The sequence below is a fragment of the Aeromonas sp. R5-1 genome, assembly GCF_040908265.1.
In the GTDB taxonomy this organism is placed as follows: domain Bacteria; phylum Pseudomonadota; class Gammaproteobacteria; order Enterobacterales; family Aeromonadaceae; genus Aeromonas; species Aeromonas caviae.
On record NZ_JBFODJ010000104.1, the window covers coordinates 64,112 to 83,309 of the forward strand.

The window sequence follows — 19,198 nt, forward strand, 5'->3', positions numbered from 1 at the left end:
GCAAACCAGAGCAGATAACAAGGAGACGCAGCCCCGGAACACCGCACGGAGACCGTTTCCTACGCTTGGCCGGGGGCTGTCGCAGGGCGACCAGCAACCCGCCATTCCCGCCGGTGAGCTCGGGCCCTCCCCCACACCAGGGCGAACAAAGGAGGCGACGCCGGGATCGCCCGCATCGGGGTCGCCACGGCTGATCCGACCTCGCCGCTTTTTTGAGCGAACAGGCTGAACCCCTGATGAATAGGCCCTGACAAGCGGGTCCCGCCCCTGTATAGTTCGCCGCATTCAGGTTGTCCATCGGCCTCGTTATGCTATTTCATGGGATCGCTTTCCGTGCGATCTAAGGCCGCATGAACCTGTGCAACCATCCCTGATTACCCATGACTTCTTAAGGGGGGACAGATGATCACCGCCTACATTCTCAACAACAAGGTGCTGGACATAGTCACGCTCGGGCCGGATGACATCGTTCCCGACAACACCGTCTGGCTGGATGCCTACAAGCCGGACACTGCGGAGCGAGAATGGTTGACGGGCCTGTTCCTGGAGGAGGTGCCGGACAAGGAGGAGCTCGATGACATCGAGGCATCCGCCCGCTTCTACTGGGACACCGACGGTCTGCACATCCACTCCCTGTTTCCCCAGCGCATCGGTCGCGACACCAAGGGTGTGCACGTCTCTTTTACCCTGCGCAACAACCTGCTGATCAGCATTCGCGAGGATGACATCGGCCTGGTGCGTCTGCTGCGCCACTACATGCGTCAGGACAGGCTGGAGGTCGAAGATGCCCTCGACATCCTGCTGGAGGTGCAGAACCTCAAGGTGGAGTATCTCTCGGATCTCATCGAGGATGGCTACAAGACCCTGGAGAACACCGCCGATCAGATCTTCGAGCCGGACCAGATCAACCCCATGCTCAAGGAGCTGATGGCCCAGGAAGAGGCCAACGGCCAGATCCGTCTCTCCCTGCACGATACCCGCCGCGCCCTGCGCTTCCTCAAACGCAGTCTGCGCCAGCGCATGACGGGGGAGCAGAACAAGTGGATCGACGAGATGCTGCACGACGTGGAATCCCTGCTGCCCCATACCCAGTTCCTGTTCGACAAGATCAACTTCCAGCTGGAGGCGTCCATGGGGGTGACCAATCTGGAGCAGAACAAGGTGATCAAGATCTTCTCGGTAGCCGCAGTGATCTTCCTGCCGCCGACCCTTATCGCCAGCATCTACGGCATGAACTTTGGCCGCATGCCGGAGCTCGCCTGGGAGTACGGCTATCCCCTCTCCCTGGTGCTGATGGTGATGTCATCGCTGGGCACCGGTCTCTTCTTCAAGCGAAAAGGCTGGCTGTGACGCCGGAACCCGGCAACTAAATACTGCGGATTGGGGGGGCTGACCCCCCGATTAATTCCCGGCCGTCGCCGGCCTTGCAATGGCCTGCCCTGTGCCCCATATCCCCTTCATCACTCGCACTGCATGAATGGATACCGGGCCACCATGACCCTCTACCCCGAACACCGTTACGACGATCACGGCCAGTTGCGCCCCCCGCTTTGGTTCTGGCCCATCGCCCTCTTGCTGACCCGCTCGGTCTGGCTGTTTCTGATGGCGGGGGTCACCCGGGAGAGTGGCAGCGCCATCCTGACCCTCTTCTACCCGGACAAGCTCACCCTCTATATCAGCCTGCTGACGGACGTGCCCGCCATGCTGGCGCTGCTCGCCTGCGGCGGCACCCATCGCCAGACCCACAGTGCCAGAGCCTGGCTCAGACGCCACAGCCCCTTGCTGCTGCTCTGCTCTGCCGTCAGTGGCCTTCTGATGCAACTGCACAGCCTCAATCTGCAGCAGTGGTCGTTCAACTGGCCCACCGCCCTGGTGCTGATCGCCAGCCTCTGGGCGCTCTGGTATCTGCTAAGAAGCCGCCAGTTGCGGGATTACGCTCTGGATCAGCCCCACTGACAGGCTGGTTCACTGGCGCGTGACCCGGATCTGCAGAGTCTGGCGCTCGCTACCGCTGGCCCCGCCCATGCCTGATGGATTGGCGATCGCGGCCTCCCGGCTGCCTTGGGTTGTGGAAAGCTCCCCCACCGTCAGCCACTGGCCCGGGGCGCCGCTCACCTCGGTGGCACTCTGGCCGGTGTGTATGTTGCCTCGCTCCACTCTTGCCTGTTCACTGCTGAGGGCCACCTGCACCCTGTCCCCTATCAGGGTCGCGGTGGCGTAGAGACCGTTCATCAGCGGCATCATGCCCACCACCCTTCCCCCCTGCCACTGGTAAAAGGTGACCGGCTGATAGGACCCCATCTGCAACAACACGGGCCGCCCGGAGAGGCCACGCACCTGCCAGTTGTCACTCTGGCTGCGTTCATAGTGCCGGGCATCCCCCTCCAGCAGCCACTGCCGTTTGGCATCCAGGCCCAGCCCCACTCCGGCCTGCTGACTGCTGGAGGCGCCATCCACCCGCCACTCGATGAGCAGGCTTTGGGGCGGCTGGTTCACTTGCGCCAGGGTACGCTCGGCCTCCTGCAACTGGGCGGGGGTTCCGCTCAGTACCAGCTGGTTGCCCATGGCGCTCACCCCGAGATCCGGGTAGATCTCCTTGAGCGTCTGCACCGCGGCATCCGCCTCGAATACCGGTATGACCTTCACTTCGGCCCTCAGGGGCAATGCCAGCAACAGGCAGCACCCCAGCCCCCAATACCCTGATCCAGCGCGCATCTTCTCCTCCCGGCGTTCACCGCCACCCTCTCGCTTCCTGCCATCATGGTCCATGGCGCCCCGATTGCTACGGGCCTGGTATGCATCCCCACACAGAGGCACCAGATAAAGACTCGTTAAGATACTAATCAATACAAATAAAAATGGTTATCATTTGTTGTCACAACAAAAACCCTCGGATACAATTCGGACTCATTTTTTCGAGTCAGCCTCTGATGAAGCCAGAATCCATCGCATCCACCCCTGCCGCCATCCACCTGGCGCTGCTCATCAACATGCTCTCCATGGGCTGCATGATGATGGTGATGCCCCTTGGCCCGGAACTGGTAACCCGCCTGGGGATGCTGCCGGAGCAGACAGGTTACTTCAGCGGTGGCGCCACCCTGGGAGCCGCCCTGCTGGGCCTCCTGGCCGCCCCCTGGCTCGATCGGGTCAACCGCAAACCCGCCCTGCTGGTACTGCTGGTCCTGCGCTTCCTGCTCTTGATGGCTTGCGCCCTGGCCGAGGATAGCCAGACCCTGCTGCTGATCTTTATCCTGTCCGGCTGCGTGGCCGGCCCCCTGGGGGCCATCCTGATGGCGGCGGTGCTGGATCTGGTACCGCCCGCCGAGCGGGGCCGCCGCCTCGCCTACGTGGGCATGGCGTTTTCCCTGGCCGCCATTCTGATCGTGCCCGCGGCCCTCGTGCTGGCCCAGTGGTCTGGCTGGCAGAGCCCCTTCCTCTTGTTTGGTGCAGGCGGCCTGCTGCTGGCCCTGCTGTGTGCCATCTGGCTGCCGTCCCTGCCGGTCAACCCGGCCCCGGCAGGCCAGGGGATGCGCCAGTTGCTGGGGTCACCGCTCTGCCAGGGAGCCCTCTTCATCCTCTGCCTGCAGATGTTCGGCCACTTCCTGCTCATTCCGCACTTTGCCAACTACTTCCAGTTCAACCTGGGTTTCCCGCGCGAGCAGATCGCCAGCCTCTATCTGTGCGGCGGCCTTGCCAGCATGGCCACCATGCGCCTGTGCGGCGGCTGGATCGATCAGGGCCGCGCCCAGGGCGCCATCCTGCTCACCAGCCTGGCCCTGGCCCTGATCACCCTGGTGGGCTTTGCCTTGCCGGCAGGCCTGCCTCTCTATCTGCTGTTCACCCTCTTCATGGCCCTGAGCTCCGCCCGCGCCAGCACCACCCTCGCGGTCACGGCGGCCATTCCGGCCCCCCATCAGCGCGCCGCCTTCATGTCTTTCCAGGGCTCGATCACCAATGTGGCGGCGGGCCTAGGCAGCCTGTTCTCCGCCAGATATCTGGTCTCCGACGAGGGGGGCGCCCTGCACGGTTTCCCCACCCTGGCCTGGATCAACATTGCGTGCACCCTAGTGGCCTGCGCCGGTGTCTGGTTCCTCATCCGGGGCCTGAAGCGCACAAGAGATAACAATAATCCTGCCTCTGGCACCGCCAGACAAGGAAGTCAGTGAGCACCGGATCACAAGAATCCGGACCCCATAACCTCAGTTATATCCATGGAGTTTTTGACAATGCAGTTGCAGCACGGCCTCTTTAAACTGAACCCCATTCTGCTCTCCCTTGGTCTGCTGGCCGTACCGGGCCTGGCCCAGGCCGAGTCCGTCAAGGCCAACGAAACGGTGGTGGTCACCGCCACCCAGACCAAGCACACCGAGCTGACCGCCCCGGCCAGCGTCTCCGTGGTCACCCGCGCCGATCTGGACAAGATGAACGTCAACAACATCGGCGATGCCCTCAAGCACGTGCCCGGTGTCAACATCATCGGCACCAACCCCACGGGTCGCAACGAGATCAAGATCCGCGGCATGGGCGGTGACTACACCCTGCTGCTGGTCAACGGCAAGCGGGTCAACGCCCGCGAGACCCTGGGCAGCTCCTTTGGCAACGACTTCGACTTAAGCTCCATCCCCATGGCCGCCATCGAGCGCATCGAGGTGATCCGCGGTCCCGTCTCCTCCCTGTACGGGGCCGATGCCCTCGGCGGCGTGGTCAACGTGATCCTGCGCCAGGCCAAGGAGAACACCGAAGCGGCCGTCGGCTACACCCACACCATGCCCACCAAGGGGGATGGCGGGGATGCCAACCAGGGTAGCGCCTTCGTCTCCGGCGCCCTGATCGACAACAAGCTGCTGGGCAGCGTGGTGGTGGAAGGCTATCAGCGGGATCGCTGGAAGAGCGATCAGTCCAACAACCCGGATGCCGACGCCCTGGAGAAACGGGAAGTGGTCAACGTGCTCTCCAGCCTGAAGTGGCTGGTGGCCGACAACCAGGACATCGACTTCGATCTGGGTTACAACCAGAACGACATGGACAGCTACTTCAACAACGTGCCCCGTGCCCCGACCGCACCGGCCACTCCCCACAACGTGCAGAAACTCGATCGCCTGAGCCTGGGGCTGACCCACAACGGCCGTTGGGAACACTTCGACAGCCGCGCTCGTTACTACTTCGAGCAGACCGATCTGATGGATGACTCCCAGCTCAACGGTGGCGCCGCCGACATCACCCAGACCAACAACACGGTGGATGGCCAGTTGAGCGGCTACCTCGGGGATCACCTGCTGACCTCAGGTGCAGAGTTCCGCAAGACCGAGCTGGAGCACAGCCGCAGCATCCAGAACGGCAGCGTGGATGCGAGCCAGAGCGCTCTCTACCTGCAAGACGAGTTCGGCTTTGGGGATCTGGCCCTGACGCTCTCCGGCCGTCTGGATCACCACGAGACCTATGGCAACGAGTTCAGCCCCCGTGCCTACGCCCTCTACTCCCTGAGTGACGAGTGGGTGATCAAGGGGGGCGCCGGCAAGGCGTTCAAGGCCCCGACCCTGGCCCAGTCCAGCGAAGGGTTCGCCACCACCGCCTGCCGCGGCGCCTGCAAGGTGATAGGCAACCCGGATCTGAAGCCGGAAACCTCCGTCAGCTACGAGCTTGGCACCGCCTACAACGCCGATCGCTTCGGCGCAGGGGTGACCGGCTTCCACAACGAGATCGAGGATCTGATCCAGAGCGATCAGTGGGGCCCGGGCTACCGTCCGACCGTCATGACCTACCTCAACGTCAAGAAGGCCCGTATCAAGGGGCTGGAGCTGACCGGCTGGTTCGACGTGCTGGACAACGTACAGCTGACCGGCAACCTGACCCTGCTGGACTCCGAAGACAAGAGCACGGGTGACGATCTGGCCAAGACCCCGGATCACACCGGCAACATCGGCCTGGACTGGAAGGCGAGCGACGTGGTCAGCGCCAACCTGGCCTGGCAGTATGTCGGCAGCCAGGTGATCAAGGTGCCGGCCCGCAACGCCCAGGCATTCACCTCCAAGCACTACCAGACCCTGGACGTGAACACCAAGTGGACCGTCACGCCGGCCCTGGACTTCAAGCTCGGCATCACCAACCTCACCAACACCCAGCGTGACGAGGTGGCGACCGACGCCGACTTCATCCTGGAAGGTCGCACCGTCTACGCAGGGGTCGATTACAAGCTGTAATCCATCCTGTCTGCGGGAGCCCCGGTCGCGGGGCTCCCTTTTTGCGTTTCTGCCTCCCCGAATTCAAGGAGTCATTGAGTGCTCAGATACCAAGCTCGGCTGTTCTGGCTCGGCGTGCTGCTCCTCTTCCTGCTGATTTGTCTGTCACTGGCCACCGGGGCCGGTGTCTATGGTGGCCGCGAGGTCGCCGGTTTCCTGATGGGCGATCCCGCCTTCGTGGCCGATGAAAAGCTCGCCATGATAGTCCATACCCTGCGCCTGCCCCGTACCCTGGCAGCCCTGGTGGTGGGGGCATCACTCTCCCTGGCGGCCTCCATGCTGCAAAGTGCCACCCGCAACCCCCTGGCCGAACCCGGCCTGCTCGGGGTCAATGCCGGCGCCGTCTTTGCCCTGGTGATCGGCCTCACCTGGTTTGGCGTCGAATCCGCCTACGGCTATCTGCTCTGGTCCGGTATGGGGGCCCTGCTCGGCAACCTCATCGTGCTGGGCCTCGGCCTCATGGTGGGGCGCTCCAACCCCCTCAAGCTCATCCTGGTAGGGGTCGCCCTCTCCGCCACCTTCGGCGGTCTTTCCAACTTCCTGTTGCTCTCCAACCGGGTGGTGCTGGAGCAGTTCCGCTTCTGGAACTTAGGGTCCCTTGCCGCCTCCAGTCTGGAAGCGGTACTCACCGTGGTCCCCTTCGCCCTGGCCGCCCTGCTGCTGACCCTGGCGCTCTGTCGCCCTCTCACCCTGATGCAGATGGGGGATCACCAGTCCAGGGCCCTCGGCATCCGCCCCACCCGGGTGCGCATCGGTGTGCTCCTGGCCGCAACGCTCTTCACCGCCTGCGCCATCGCCATCGCCGGTCCCATCGGCTTTGTCGGCTTCCTCGCCGCCTACTGCGCCCGCCTGGTGGAGCCGGTTCGCCTCGCCATCCAGGTGCGCTTCTCCGCCCTGTTCGGGGTGCTCTTTCTGCTCGGTGCCGATGTGCTGGCCCGCTGGCTTATCCAGCCCTACGAGCTGCCCAACGGCGTCATTCTGGCGCTCATCGGGGCGCCCGTGCTCATCCTGGTGGTGCGCAGCGGCGGCTTCCGCTCCCTGCTGGCCGTCAAATAAGGTGTCACGCCCATGAAAAACTCTCTCTCACTCCCGAGCGGCACCCTCTGCCTTCGCCTTGGCAGCCGCACCCTGTTGCTGCACCGCCGCGCCTGGCTCATCACCCTGGGGCTCCTGGTCGCCCTCACCCTGCTCTCCCTGCTGGCCCTCACCCTGGGCTCCGGCAAGATCACCATGATGGGGGTGATCCAGACCCTGCTCGGGGAGGGAAGCAGACTCGATCAGGTGACCGTCTTCAAGATCCGACTGCCGCGCCTGTTGGCGGTGCTGGTGGCCGGCGCCGCCATGGGACTCTCGGGCTGCCTGGTGCAGACCCTGGTGCGAAACCGCCTCGCCACCCCGGACATGATCGGGGTCAACGAGGGGGCATCTCTTGCCATCATCATCTTCTCTCTCTATCTGACCCTGGGCACCTGGCCCTGGTGGGCCGCCCCCTTCGGCGCCCTGTTTGCCGCCGCCGTGCTCTATGCCCTGTGCAACAAGCCGGGGGAGCAGGGCTACCTGTTCGTGGTGATCGGCATCGGGGTCTCGGAGCTGATGAACGCCCTCGGCCAGTTCGTCATGTCCACCCAGTCCCTGGTACACCTCACCAGCCTCTATCTGTGGAACATGGGCAACTTCGTCGGTCAGGGCTATGGCACCCTGCTGCCGGTGAGCCTGCTGCTCCTGCTCATCTGTCCCTGGACCGTCTGTCTCTCCCGCTCCCTCGGCGTGCTGCGCCTGGGACCTGTCACCGCCCGAACTCTCGGGGTCAACGTGAACCGGGTGCAGCTCGGGGTGCTGGCCCAGGCCATCATTGTCGCAGCTCTTGGCACCGCCATCGGCGGCCCCGTGGTCTTCATCGCCATGGCGGCCCCCATCCTTGCCTCCTGGCTCAGCCGGGATCGCATCGTGCCGCTCTGGATTGCCGCCCTGTGCGGCGCCCTGATGCTGCTCGCAAGCGACACCCTGGTGCGGGTGCTGGCCAGCCCCCACGAGGTGGCTACCGGCATCATGACCCGCATTCTCGGCGGCCTGCTGCTGCTCTTCATCCTGCTCAAAGATCGCCAGAAGGCCGACTGACCATGGCATTCATCCATTTTCAATACAGACCGAGGGCCGCCCGATGACGCTCACCGTGAACCGACTCCAGTTCGGCTACCCGCAAAAGACCATCTTCAAGGAGATCTCCTTCTCCCTCCCCCGGGGCAAGCTGGTGGGGATCGTCGGCCCCAACGGCGGCGGCAAATCCACGCTGCTCAAGCTCCTTGCGGGACAGGAGCAGCCCCGGTCCGGGGAGATCCTGCTCAAGGAGAAGCCACTCGGTGCCTATGGCGCCAAAGCCCTGGCTCGGGAACTCGCCTATCTGCCCCAACGTCCCCTGGTCCCCCCCGGTATCCTGGTGGAGCAGCTGGTGCAATATGGCCGCCATCCCCATCAGGGCTGGTTCAATCAGTGGAGCGAGGAAGATGCCCGCATGGTGGACTGGGCCCGGGAGCGGATGCAGCTTGATGCCATCTGGCACCAGAGCGCCAGTTCGCTGTCCGGCGGTCAGGCCCAGCGGGTGTGGCTCGCCATGGTGCTGGCACAGGATGCGGACATCATCTTGCTGGACGAGCCCACCAGCGCGCTGGACATCGGCCACCAGACCGAGGTGATGGAGGCCATCCATCGGGTCGCCGCCGAGGGCAAGACGGTGCTTATCGTCATCCACGATCTCGCCACCGCCGCCCGCTACTGCGACGAGCTGATTGCCCTGGGGGATGGCGCCATCCAGGCCATGGGCCCGGCCCGGGAGGTGGTGACCAAGCCCCTCATCGATCGCCTCTACCAAACCGATGTGGACATACTGCACGCCCCCGGCGACGGGGCCCCTGTCATCGTGCCCCGCCGCCGCGCTGACGAAGTGCCTCGCCTGCGCGCCGACCATGGCGTGTCGGCCTGAGCCATACCCTGTGCCAGAGAAAGAAACCGCCTGATGGCGGTTTCTTTCTCTGGGCTTTGCGTTGGCGTTATCCGGGCGCTGGCATCGTGCTCACAGCAGCAAGACGGTGAGCACGCCCCCCGGCAGGGCTTGCCAGTGCAGGGTGCAGCGCCAGCCGGCGGGCAGGGTCGGTGTCAGCGGGCATTTGAGCTCCAGGGTGAGAGTCTGCGCCGTCATGGCGAGCCAGCGGGCATCGAGAAAGTCAAAGTAGCGCCCCACCCGGGGATAGAGCCCCTTGAAGAGGCTCTCCTTGGCGGAAAACACCAGAGTCAGTCCCTCTGCCAGGCTCAGCTGGGCGTCGTGAGCCCCAGCCTCCAGCCGTCCCCACTCCTCTCCATCCATGATACCGGGCCAGAACTGCGCCCCTTGGTCGCCATCGAGCCAGGCCTCCAGATCCAGCCCTATGCCCTCCTGGCCCGGGCGCACCGCACACAGGGCAACCCCCTCTCCCGCCAGCCGGCTGTGGCTGATGCTCCCCTCCACCCCCTCAGGCCAGAGTGGCTCCCGGGCCGCTCCGATGGCCACGCTGCATCCTGCAAGACCGAAGGGACGCAGGGCCTCACGGGCTGCGAGACGCCCCGCCAGAAACTCCCCGAGGCGCTTGGGGGCAGCCCCCTGCAATGAAGCAGGCAAGATGATGCCCTGCGCCCCAAAGCACTCCGGCGAGAAGGCGGCGGGATCAAAACTGACCCGATGAAGAGACAGCGTCTCCAGGCCCGGCAGGCACAAGGTATCGAATTGACGGACAAAGGGTCCATCGAGTGAGGGACAACGAGGCAACATGAAAGGCTCCTGACAGGGGCCTGCGATGGTACCAAAGCAAGCCGAGGCCATGCCACAAATACAAATGACAACGCTTCTCACTTGCTTTGTGGTAGCATGTCCCCGCCCATTCGGGGCTGGCCGGGCGGCTCTCAGGCACTTTCCACAGACTCCGGCCCACCGATTTCACCCATAAGGATGTCACCATGAAGATCTTCTCCCCGCTGGCCACCTTGCTCATGCTGGCCAGCCTGACGGGCTTCCAGGCCCAGGCGGGCAGCCGCCAGGTCATCGATGCCAACGGCCAGTCTCAGAGCGTCCCCGATGCGCCCCGGCGGGTCGTCGTGTTGAGCGAACTCGATCTCGACAGCGCCCTGACTCTGGGGGTGCAGCCGGTAGGCACCGTCAATGGACGCGGCCAGTCCACCCTGCCCCGCTATCTGCTGGACAAGGCGGGCAAGGAGATCGCCGTGGTCGGGGATCTGGACAACCCCAATCTGGAGACCCTCATCGATCTGGAGCCGGACCTCATCCTCACCGGCCAGACCAAGCCCGAGCTCCTCGCCCTGCTCAAGGAGATCGCCCCTACCGTCGTCACCGGCAACTGGGGCGAGCCCTGGAAAACCGTGTTCGGTCGCAGCGCCGACGCGATGAACCGGGGGGCCGAGGCCAAGGCGTTCCTCACCCGGTATGAGGCCCGCCTGGCAGAGGCCCGCAGCAAGCTCGCCCAGCATCAGGGGGAGCAGATGAGCATAGTGCGCTGGAACCCCAAGGGGCCGAGCTACATGCACGGCGGCACCTTTGCCAGCAGCGTGGTCACCGAGATGGGGCTCACCCGCCCCTCCCACCAGATTGGCGACAAGAGCCCCCACTCCCCGGCCCTGAGCCTCGAATCCCTCAACCTGCTGGACGGTGACTGGCTGGTGATCGGCACCCTCAGCACCAGCGGGGATGCGGTGGATGCCATGAAGCAGGCCGAGCAGACCCCGGCCTTCCAGCAGCTCGGCGCCATCAAGGGCAAGCGCTTCGGCGCCGTGGACGGGTCACTCTGGACCTCCACCGGCGGCCCCCAGGCGGCCCTCAAGGTGATCGACGACGTCGAGCGCCTGCTGACCAAACCGGATGCCGCCCCCATCGCTCACTAATCCCTCGGTTGACGGCCAACAAGAAGCCCGCATGATGCGGGCTTCTTTTTTATCCATCGCTCTTACCGTCCGGCAAGGTCGCCTACTCGGGCAATGGCAGCGCCTTTCTGTCGAGCTTGCCACTGCCGGTCTTGGGCAGGGCATCCAGCAAGAGGATCCGTGCCAGCACCCTGTTGTTGAGGCATCGAGCCTGCAAGCCCTTTGTCACACCGGCAATGGCAGCGCCTTTCTGTCCAGTTTGCCGCTGCCGGTCTTGGGCAGGGCATCCAGCAGGATGAGCCGTGTCGGCACCATGTAGTGCGGGAGCGTCGCCTGCAGCCCCTTGCGCAGGGCCAGCCGGTTGAGGGTCACCCCGCTTTTCGCCTCCACGTAGCCCACCAGCATGGCCTCGTCCCCCTCGCCCACCAGACGCACCGCCGCCTCCTGCACTCCGGCCTGGCGGCGCAGTCCCGCCTCCACCTCGCCGAGCTCGATGCGAAAGCCCCGCAGCTTGATCTGATCGTCGCGCCGTCCCAGATAGAGGAAGCGGTCCGCCCCAAGGAGGCGCACCCGATCGCCAGTGCGATAGAGGCGATGGGTGGCAAGGCGCAGGAAGGCGGCGCTGGTCAAGGCCGGCTTGCGCCAGTACCCCTCGCACAGGGCCGGGCTCTCGATGCAGAGCTCGCCGCACTCCCCCTCTGCCACCGGCTGCCCCGCCTCGTCCAGCACCCAGTGACGATAGCCGGGCAGGCTGTGGCTGATGGTGATCTGCCCGCCAACCGGCGGCCAGATCACCTCGCTCACCAGCGACCAGACGGTGGCCTCGGTCGGCCCATAGCAGTTCCACAGCCGCCGGGGGCGGGCACAGAGCTGCTCGGCCAGACCTGGGTCCAGCGCCTCGCCACCGCACAGGGCGGTGAGGGTATTGCGCCCCTGCCAGCCCGCCTTGAGCAGCATGCGCCAGCAGGCCGGGGTGGCCTGCAGCCAGTTGATGGAGGGGTCGGCCTCGAGCAGGGCCAGCATCCCCAGGGGATCCTTGTTGTGCTCACCGCCGGCCACCGTCAGCCGGCCACCGTCCCAGAGCGGCCCCAGCATCTCCAGCAGCGAGATGTCGAAGGCCGGGGTGGTGATGAAGAGCCAGTGGCAGCCAGGTGAAAGCCCGAGCCGCTCACGGATCCCGTCGAGGAAGCAGAGCAGGGCCCGCCGGCTGATGACCACCCCCTTGGGCTCGCCGGTGGAGCCCGAGGTGAACATCATGTAGGCAGCCAGGGCATCATCCACTTGGGGCCAGGAGACCGGCCCTGCAGCTGCCGGCCCGTCGAGAGTGCGCAGCGGACAACCGAAGGCGGGAGCCGGTCTGTCGCCGTCGCAGATCACCGCCGACAGGCGCGCCTGGCGGGCGATCCCCTGCAGTCGTTCCACCGGAAAATCCGGTTCAAGGGGCACGAAGGTGAGACCGAGGCGCAGGCAGGCCAGCAGGCTGGCCACCAGATCGGGGCTGCGGGAGAGATAGAGGCCAACCCGCTCCCCCACCGCCAGCCCCTGCAAACGGGCGGCAATCTCGCCGACCCTGGCATTGAGCGCGCCGTAGCTGAGCCACTGCCCTGCGATTGCACCGTCACGGCTCTCTGCCATGTCCACACTCATGCCCACGCCCATACGGATGGCGGGGGCGAGCGGGCTGGCGGCCAGACAGGCCGCCAGCCGCGCACCCAGGTTGGCCGCGCCCTCACGGGGGGCAGGCCGGGTTTGCACGAGCGGAGCCTTATGCTTGATGGTCACCGTCATAGCGCGGCCTCCGTTTGGTGCACCAGCCAGTGCCGATAGAGCCGGCTGGGGGATGGATGGGCCTTGAGGGTCTGCAGGGTAAGTGGCGCCCGATCCTGCGCGAATACCTCGTTGAGGGCCGCCAGCAGGGCGAGCTGCTGCACCGAATCCACCCCGAGTTCACACAGGGTCTGCTGCCAGATGCCGGGCAAGCCGCACTGGCGCTCCCACAGGGCCACCAGCACGCGGGCCTCGGCCGGCGGCTGAGCCAGGCCGGGCTCCGCCCTGGTGGCTACCACCTGCGGCATCACCGGGGACTGTACCGCCGCCACGCTGGCCGGCTGGCTCAGATCCGCCTGCGCCAGCCAGTCGAGCTCGGCCAGCCAGTCAGCCAGCACCGCCTCGGCCCGGGCCTCGGGGATCTGCTCGCCATCGAACTCGAGGCGCAGCTGGAGCGTCTCGCCCCGGCTGCTGACCACCAAGGAGAGCGGCAGCTCCACCTTCTCCACCACGGCGCCAAAGCGCGGCACCAACTGGTGGGGTTCGGGGGCGGCAGGGGTTGCCGGCATGGGATAGTTCTCGAACACGAACAGGCTCTGGAACAGACGCGACCGGCCTTTGGTCAGTGCCGCCAGCGACTGGGTGCCGTGCTCATTGAGCGCCATCAGATCGGCCTGCAACCGGGCGATATGCTCGGCCAGGGTCAGCTCGGTGCGCCACGCCAGGGCCAACGGCAGGCTGTTGATATAGAGCCCGACGCTCGCGGTGATCCCCTCGATGGGGTAATCCCGGCCTGGGGTCACGTTGCCCACCAGGGTGACGGCATCGTCAGAGCGGCGTGCCAGCAGACGGTGCCAGGCATATTGGGCCAACAGGCCCGCAGTCACGCCCAGGTCGCGGGCACGATGGGCGAGCAAGGTCGCCACCTCGGCCGGCAGCACCGTGGCGCACACCGCCGGTCGCTGCTGGGTGTGGCGCCCGCTTGCGCCAGCGTCCAGCGTCACCCCGAACAGGCAGGCGAGATCGTTAGGCTTTGTTAGCAGCTCCTCCCGCCCCTGCCAGTAAGCCTTGGCGCTGCGGGCTTGGCTGGCGATATGGCGGCCAAACTCGAGCCAGGCGGTATCCGGCTCGCCCTGCGGCAGCAGGCCGTTCATCAGCGCCTGATAGGCGCGATGCAAGGACCCCAGCAACACGGGGCCGCTCCAGCCATCCAGCACGCCGTGATGGGCGCTGAAGACAACCTTGTGGTGATCGGGGGCCAATTTGAAGCAGGCAAGCCGCAGCAGGGGCGCCTGCTCGAGCGGGATCGGGCGGGCCAGATCCTGCTCGCGATAGGCCTGGACCCGAGCCTCTGCATTTCCCACATCAGACAAGTCCTCATAGTGGAATGGCAACTCGGCGTGCTTGAGGATGCGCTGCAGCGCGACCCCGTCAGCCAGTACCAGCTCGCTGCGAAGGGCCGGCCAGCGAGCGATCTGCCCCTGCCAGGCCTGACGGTAGACCGCCACGTCCAGCGGCTGGTGATAGTCCATCTCGGTCTGCAGGTGATAGGCGTGATCCCGGGGCAGCAGCGCCCTGTGATGGAACATGCTCTGCTGAAGCGAGGTCATGGGCAGCAGGGTCTCCACCTCGCGTCCGCTCAGCACCCGATCGAGCGCGGCTTGCGAGAGGCCAAGCCCCGGGAAATCGCTCGGGGTATGGCGCGGAACCTTCAGGTTGCAGCAGTGCTCCACCAGTGCCGTCAGGTTGTCCGCCAGCCGCGCCATCAGGGCGTCGCTCCCTTGCTGGTTGAGGGCGCCGACCTGACGCAGGGTGAGGCGCCCGTCATAGACGCCCCCGTGCAGGCTGACCAGCTCCCGCGGCAGGTTGTCAGGGGACGTGGGGGCCCCCGGTGCCAGCGGCAGAGGCTGCCAGGGCTGAGCGGCCTCGCCCTGATGACTGACCCCCAGGTAGTTGAAGACGATCAGGGCTTCGGGCAGTGCCCAGCCACGTGGGTGGTGCAGTCGCAGGGCGTTGAAGCCCACCCCCTTGTCCGGCACGGCGCGCAGCTGCTCCTTGGTGGCGCACACCAGCGCGTCCCACTCCTTGGCATCCGCCAGCGCCAGCGGATAGGTGCTGGTGAACCAGCCCAGGGTACGGCTCACGTCCAGTTCAGCATCGATGGCCTCGCGGCCGTGTCCTTCCAGCATCACGCAGTGACGGTTGCCGTAACCCTGCTCGCTCAGGGTACGAGTCAGTGCCGCCAGCAGCAGGTCGGGCACCTGAGTGAAGTAGGCCTGGTTGGCGGTGTCGATGAGACGAGCCGTGGTCTCCTGACTCAGTTGCAGCAGGCTGGCAGCGGCGCGGCCATCGGCGGCGCGTCGCTCCTCCAGCAAGCCTGGCTTGCTGGCCTCCCCCTGAGCCAGCCAGAAGCCAAGCTGCTCCTCTTCTCGCTTGGCGTAGGCCGCGAGCCCCTCGCCCCACTGGCGATAGCTGCTGCCCTTGGCGGGCAGCGGCTCGCCCCTGCTCACCCGGGCCAGATCCTCGGCCAGAATGCGCCAGGAGACCGCATCGATGACCAGGTGATGGAAGGCGAGGAAGAGCCCCTCCACCGTCTCGCCCTCGCGCGCCCCCTCGAGGGAGAGATTGCGCAGGCGGGCCCAGGCCAAAGTGTGGCCGCTGGCAGGGTCGAGATCTCCCTGCAGCTCGGTCAGGCGGGCCTGCAGTTCGGCCTCGTCTAGATTGGCGGCATCCAGGGTCGGCAGCGGCGGCAATGGCAGTTCGGCCAGGTAGCGCTGACCGGTCGGAGTCACCGCCAGACGCAGGGCATCGTGGTGCTGGCGCAGGATCTCCAGCCAGCCGCGCAGGGCCTCATCGTCCGCCCCGGCCGGCAGGCGCAGGATCACCCCCTGATTCCAGTGACCGGGCTTGGCAAAGCCCTGCTCGAAGAACCAGTGCTGAATGGGGTGGAGCGGGAACTCGCCGGTCAGGCTGCCCTGCTCGCTCCTGTGGCTGACCGCCTGCTGCTGGCCTAGCTGGCGGCAGAGGCGGCGCACCGTCTTGGCTTCGAACACGTCCTTCACGCTGCAGTGCAGCCCCGCATCCCGCAGCCTGGTGGTGAGCTGGATGCTGAGGATGGAGTCACCGCCTAAGCGGAAGAAGTCATCTTCCACCCCGAGCGGCTGCTTGAGCACCCCCTGCCAGATAGCAAGCACGGTCTGCTCCAGTTCGTTTTGCGGCTCGCCCTTGCTCTGCTGCCAGACGATGGCGGGCAGGCGGCGCAAGTCCAGCTTGCCGTTGGGAGTGAGCGGCATCTCGGGCAGCCAGCAGAGGCGCGCCGGCACCATGTATTCGGGCAGGCACTCGCCGGCCCGCTGCAGCAGGGCATCGCCGTCGGGCTCCCTTGCCCCGGCCTGCAAACAGGCGTAAGCGAGCAGACGCCCCTCCTGCACCACCACCTTGATCTGGCGGATAACCGGGCACAATTCGGCAAGCCGGGTCTCTATCTCACCCGGCTCGATGCGATAGCCGCGCAGCTTGATCTGCTCGTCTATCCGGCCCAGATACTGGATGTTGCCGTCGCGGCGCAGCAAGGCCCGATCGCCGGTGCGATAGAGGCGATGGGTACGTGCCGCCAGTGTCAGCTCGATAAAGGCTTCCTGAGTGCGCTCTGGCAGATTGAGGTAGCCGCGGGCCAGCCCCAGCCCCGCCAGGCAGAGCTCACCGGGGACCCCCACCGGGCAGAGGTTGCCCGCCTCGTCCAGGATCAGCGCCTTCAGGTGGTTGACGGGTCGACCGATTGTGATGGGCGCCCCCGGGGTGAGCCGAGCACAGAGCGCGGTGACAGTGCACTCGGTCGGGCCGTACATGTTGAACAGCGCCACCCGCTCCCCCCAGCGCTCCACCAGGCTGCTCGGGCACGCCTCGCCGCCAAAGCCGATGGCCTTGAGGGAGCCGAGAGCCGCCGGGGGCAATAGATTTGCCAACAACGCCGTGGGCAGGATCATATGGCTGGCACCGCAAGCGATCGCGGCACCGATCACCCCCTCGCCCGGCTCGCCAAAGTGCAGGGCCGCGCCGCAGTAGAGCGGCAGCAAGCTGGTCATGTTGCCCGCATCGAACGAGAGAGACATGCAGTTGAACATGGCCCCATTCTGATCAAGAGCGATGCGCTCACCGTGATCCGCCATCAGGTTGACCAGGCTGCCCTGCTCCACCATGACCCCCTTGGGCAGGCCGGTGCTGCCGGAGGTGTAGATGATCTGGGCCAGCATGGCGGCGTCCCGAGGCAGTGCGGGCGTGCTGGCTGGCATCTTGTCCAGCGCCAGCCCGTGCAGATCGTGATATTCGGCCGTCGTGCCCGCCAGCGCCTCGCCAAGGCGCGGGTCCGGCACGCCACCCAGCACCAGGTTGATGGATGCATCAGTGAGGATATGGGCCAGCCGCTCGGCGGGATAGGCAGGGTCGAGGGGTACATAGGCCGCCCCCGCCTTCCAGCAGGCGAGCAGGGCGATGACGAAGGCCACATCGCGCCTGGCCTGGATGCCGATGGCGGCGCCCGGGGTGATGCCCTGAGCCAGCAGCCAGTGGGCCAGCCGGTTGGCTCGCACCTCCAGCTCGCCATAGGTCAACGATTGCGCGCCGTCGCTGACCGCCAACGCGTCCGGCAACTGAATAGCGCGCCGCTCGATATGACAGAGCAGGGTGTCGCGGCTCGGGTAGTCTTGCGGCAAGTCGGCAAGCTGTGCGGCCAGCGCGGCCTGGTCGGTGCCCGCTTCCAGCGGTAGTTGCCAGATGTCGGTCTCGGGGGCCGCCACCACGGCGCGCATCAGGTGCAGCAGGCGATCGGCATAAGCCTGGATGGTCTCTCGCTCGAACAGGGCGGTGGCAAACAGCCAGTCCACCCGGACGGAGTCCATCAGCTCGGTCACCTTGACCGATATGTCGGTCTTGGCCGGCAGCACAGGCGAGGTCTCCTCCACCAGCTGGCAGCCGGGGATGAGATCGTTGAAGTCCACCTTGGCCTGATAGACCAGCATGATCTGGAAGATGGGGTTGATGGCGGTGGTGCGATCGGCGCCGATGGCCTCGGCCAGCGCCTCGAAGCGGTAGAGCTGGTGATCAAAGGCCGCCAGATCCTCCTCCCGGCACTGCTGCAGATAGTCGACAAAGCTGGGCTTGCCGCTGAGTTGAGTGCGCAGCACCAGGGTATTGACGAAAAAGCCCACCAGCGACTCGATCTCGTGGCGCTCACGATAGGCGAGCGGGGTGCCGATCACCACCTCCTTCTCGCCGCTCTGGCGCACCATCAGCAGGGCAAACAGGGCGTGCAGACCGATAAAGTTGGAGGTGCTGTGGCGTTGGCAGAGGCGCTTGAAGCTCTCCCACTGGTCGCTCTCGATGGTGGAGAAGACCAGCTCGCCGCCGCTGTCCTGATGGGCCGGGCGCGGCTTGTCGAGCGGCAGACCGTGAACCTCGGGGCTGCCACCGAGTCGATCGACCCAGAACGGCTTGAACTCGGCGTGATAATCGAGAAAACGGTCCGAGTTGAACCAGCGGGCATAGTCGATGTAGGTGAGCGGCAGCTCGCTCACCTGCAGGGGCTCGCGGTTCTGATGGGCAAGAAAGGCGCGCTTGAGATCCGCGAACATGTTCTTGACCGACCAGCCGTCGGAGATGATGTGGTGCTGGGTGATCAGCAGCACGTGCTCGCGGCTGCCCAGCCGAATAAGGTGCACCCGGCTGAGATCCCCCCGGGTCAAGGAGAAGGGGCGTCCAATCTCTTCCCGCACCCGGCGGGCCACATAGGCCTCGCGCTCGGCAATGGGCTCTGCGCTCACATCCTCAATCTGCAACGTGAAGGGCGTATGGGGCAGGATCTCCTGCGCCCCCCTGCCCGCCTCGTCCTTGATGAAGCGGGTGCGCATGCTGGGGTGGCGGGCAAACAGGTGGTCGAAGGCAAACTCCAGCGCCGCCGTGTCCAGCTCTCCCTTGACGCGAAAATAGACCGGCATATTGTAGAGGTGGGAGGCCTCCTCGTACTGCTCGATAAACCAGAGCCCGCTCTGGGACGAGGAGAGCGGCCCCTGCCGGGCGCCCTCGGCGGCGATAGGTTCTTCGAAGGCGGCACGGGCCGCCAGGCAGCGCACCAGCTCATCCTTGTGGGCCTTGATGGTGGCACCGATGGCCGGCGTCACCGCCTCCTTGCTCGACTGGGAGATAAGCTGACCTTTGTCGTTCAGAGCCAGCTTGACCCCCTGCCGTTCCAGCTGTTTCAACAGCAAAATCATATTGTTCATCTGTTTCTC

General features: G+C 65.6%; 12 protein-coding genes. 8 read left to right on the plus strand and 4 right to left on the minus strand.

What is annotated here, in order from left to right; genetic code table 11:
* The first annotated feature begins 402 nt into the window (after positions 1 to 402).
* Entirely contained in the window at positions 403 to 1,350 is a 948-nt protein-coding gene (gene corA / locus AB5Y64_RS14630) for a magnesium/cobalt transporter CorA (RefSeq protein ID WP_005301617.1), read from the plus strand.
* Positions 1,351 to 1,494: 144 nt separating this feature from the next.
* Positions 1,495 to 1,956, plus strand: coding sequence for a DUF2919 domain-containing protein (locus AB5Y64_RS14635; RefSeq protein ID WP_039038891.1), 462 nt, complete (start codon positions 1,495 to 1,497; stop codon positions 1,954 to 1,956).
* 9 nt (positions 1,957 to 1,965) lie between these two features.
* Here AB5Y64_RS14635 and AB5Y64_RS14640 read toward each other — a convergent pair whose 3' ends face one another.
* Entirely contained in the window at positions 1,966 to 2,715 is a 750-nt protein-coding gene (locus AB5Y64_RS14640) for a hypothetical protein (RefSeq protein ID WP_041212937.1), read from the minus strand.
* 215 nt (positions 2,716 to 2,930) lie between these two features.
* Between AB5Y64_RS14640 and AB5Y64_RS14645 the strand changes: the two genes are divergently transcribed.
* The 5 genes from AB5Y64_RS14645 to AB5Y64_RS14665 all read left to right on the plus strand — a co-directional run bounded on the left by AB5Y64_RS14645 (position 2,931) and on the right by AB5Y64_RS14665 (position 9,219).
* The gene (locus tag AB5Y64_RS14645; protein ID WP_319900279.1) at positions 2,931 to 4,166 is read left to right on the plus strand and encodes an MFS transporter; all 1,236 of its coding nucleotides are present in this window, start codon (positions 2,931 to 2,933) and stop codon (positions 4,164 to 4,166) included.
* Between the two features lie 60 nt (positions 4,167 to 4,226).
* The gene (locus tag AB5Y64_RS14650; protein ID WP_042017256.1) at positions 4,227 to 6,200 is read left to right on the plus strand and encodes a siderophore amonabactin TonB-dependent receptor; all 1,974 of its coding nucleotides are present in this window, start codon (positions 4,227 to 4,229) and stop codon (positions 6,198 to 6,200) included.
* Between the two features lie 78 nt (positions 6,201 to 6,278).
* Positions 6,279 to 7,295, plus strand: a complete 1,017-nt coding sequence (locus tag AB5Y64_RS14655) for an amonabactin ABC transporter permease subunit 2 (RefSeq protein WP_010674444.1) — start codon at positions 6,279 to 6,281, stop codon at positions 7,293 to 7,295.
* A gap of 12 nt (positions 7,296 to 7,307) precedes the next feature.
* Positions 7,308 to 8,357 (plus strand): amonabactin ABC transporter permease subunit 1, encoded by a 1,050-nt coding sequence (locus AB5Y64_RS14660; RefSeq protein ID WP_103259983.1) that lies wholly within the window; start codon positions 7,308 to 7,310, stop codon positions 8,355 to 8,357.
* Between the two features lie 43 nt (positions 8,358 to 8,400).
* Entirely contained in the window at positions 8,401 to 9,219 is an 819-nt protein-coding gene (locus AB5Y64_RS14665) for an amonabactin ABC transporter ATP-binding protein (RefSeq protein WP_010674442.1), read from the plus strand.
* A 90-nt stretch (positions 9,220 to 9,309) separates the two neighbouring features.
* Here the strand turns inward: AB5Y64_RS14665 and AB5Y64_RS14670 are convergent, their stop codons facing one another.
* Positions 9,310 to 10,041 (minus strand): 4'-phosphopantetheinyl transferase, encoded by a 732-nt coding sequence (locus tag AB5Y64_RS14670; protein WP_368204049.1) that lies wholly within the window; start codon positions 10,039 to 10,041, stop codon positions 9,310 to 9,312.
* Positions 10,042 to 10,226: 185 nt separating this feature from the next.
* Here AB5Y64_RS14670 and AB5Y64_RS14675 point away from each other — a divergent pair, with 185 nt between their 5' ends.
* Positions 10,227 to 11,165 (plus strand): iron-siderophore ABC transporter substrate-binding protein, encoded by a 939-nt coding sequence (locus AB5Y64_RS14675; protein ID WP_069652597.1) that lies wholly within the window; start codon positions 10,227 to 10,229, stop codon positions 11,163 to 11,165.
* Positions 11,166 to 11,369: 204 nt separating this feature from the next.
* Here AB5Y64_RS14675 and amoH read toward each other — a convergent pair whose 3' ends face one another.
* Together amoH and amoG are read right to left on the minus strand one after the other, a co-directional pair.
* Positions 11,370 to 12,932, minus strand: a complete 1,563-nt coding sequence (gene amoH / locus AB5Y64_RS14680) for an amonabactin biosynthesis glycine adenylation protein AmoH (protein WP_201956125.1) — start codon at positions 12,930 to 12,932, stop codon at positions 11,370 to 11,372.
* On the minus strand, positions 12,929 to 19,189 hold the full coding sequence (gene amoG / locus AB5Y64_RS14685) for an amonabactin biosynthesis non-ribosomal peptide synthetase AmoG (RefSeq protein ID WP_368204052.1): 6,261 nt from the start codon (positions 19,187 to 19,189) through the stop codon (positions 12,929 to 12,931). The genes amoH and amoG overlap by 4 nt, the downstream gene beginning before the upstream one ends.
* Positions 19,190 to 19,198: the final 9 nt, after the last annotated feature.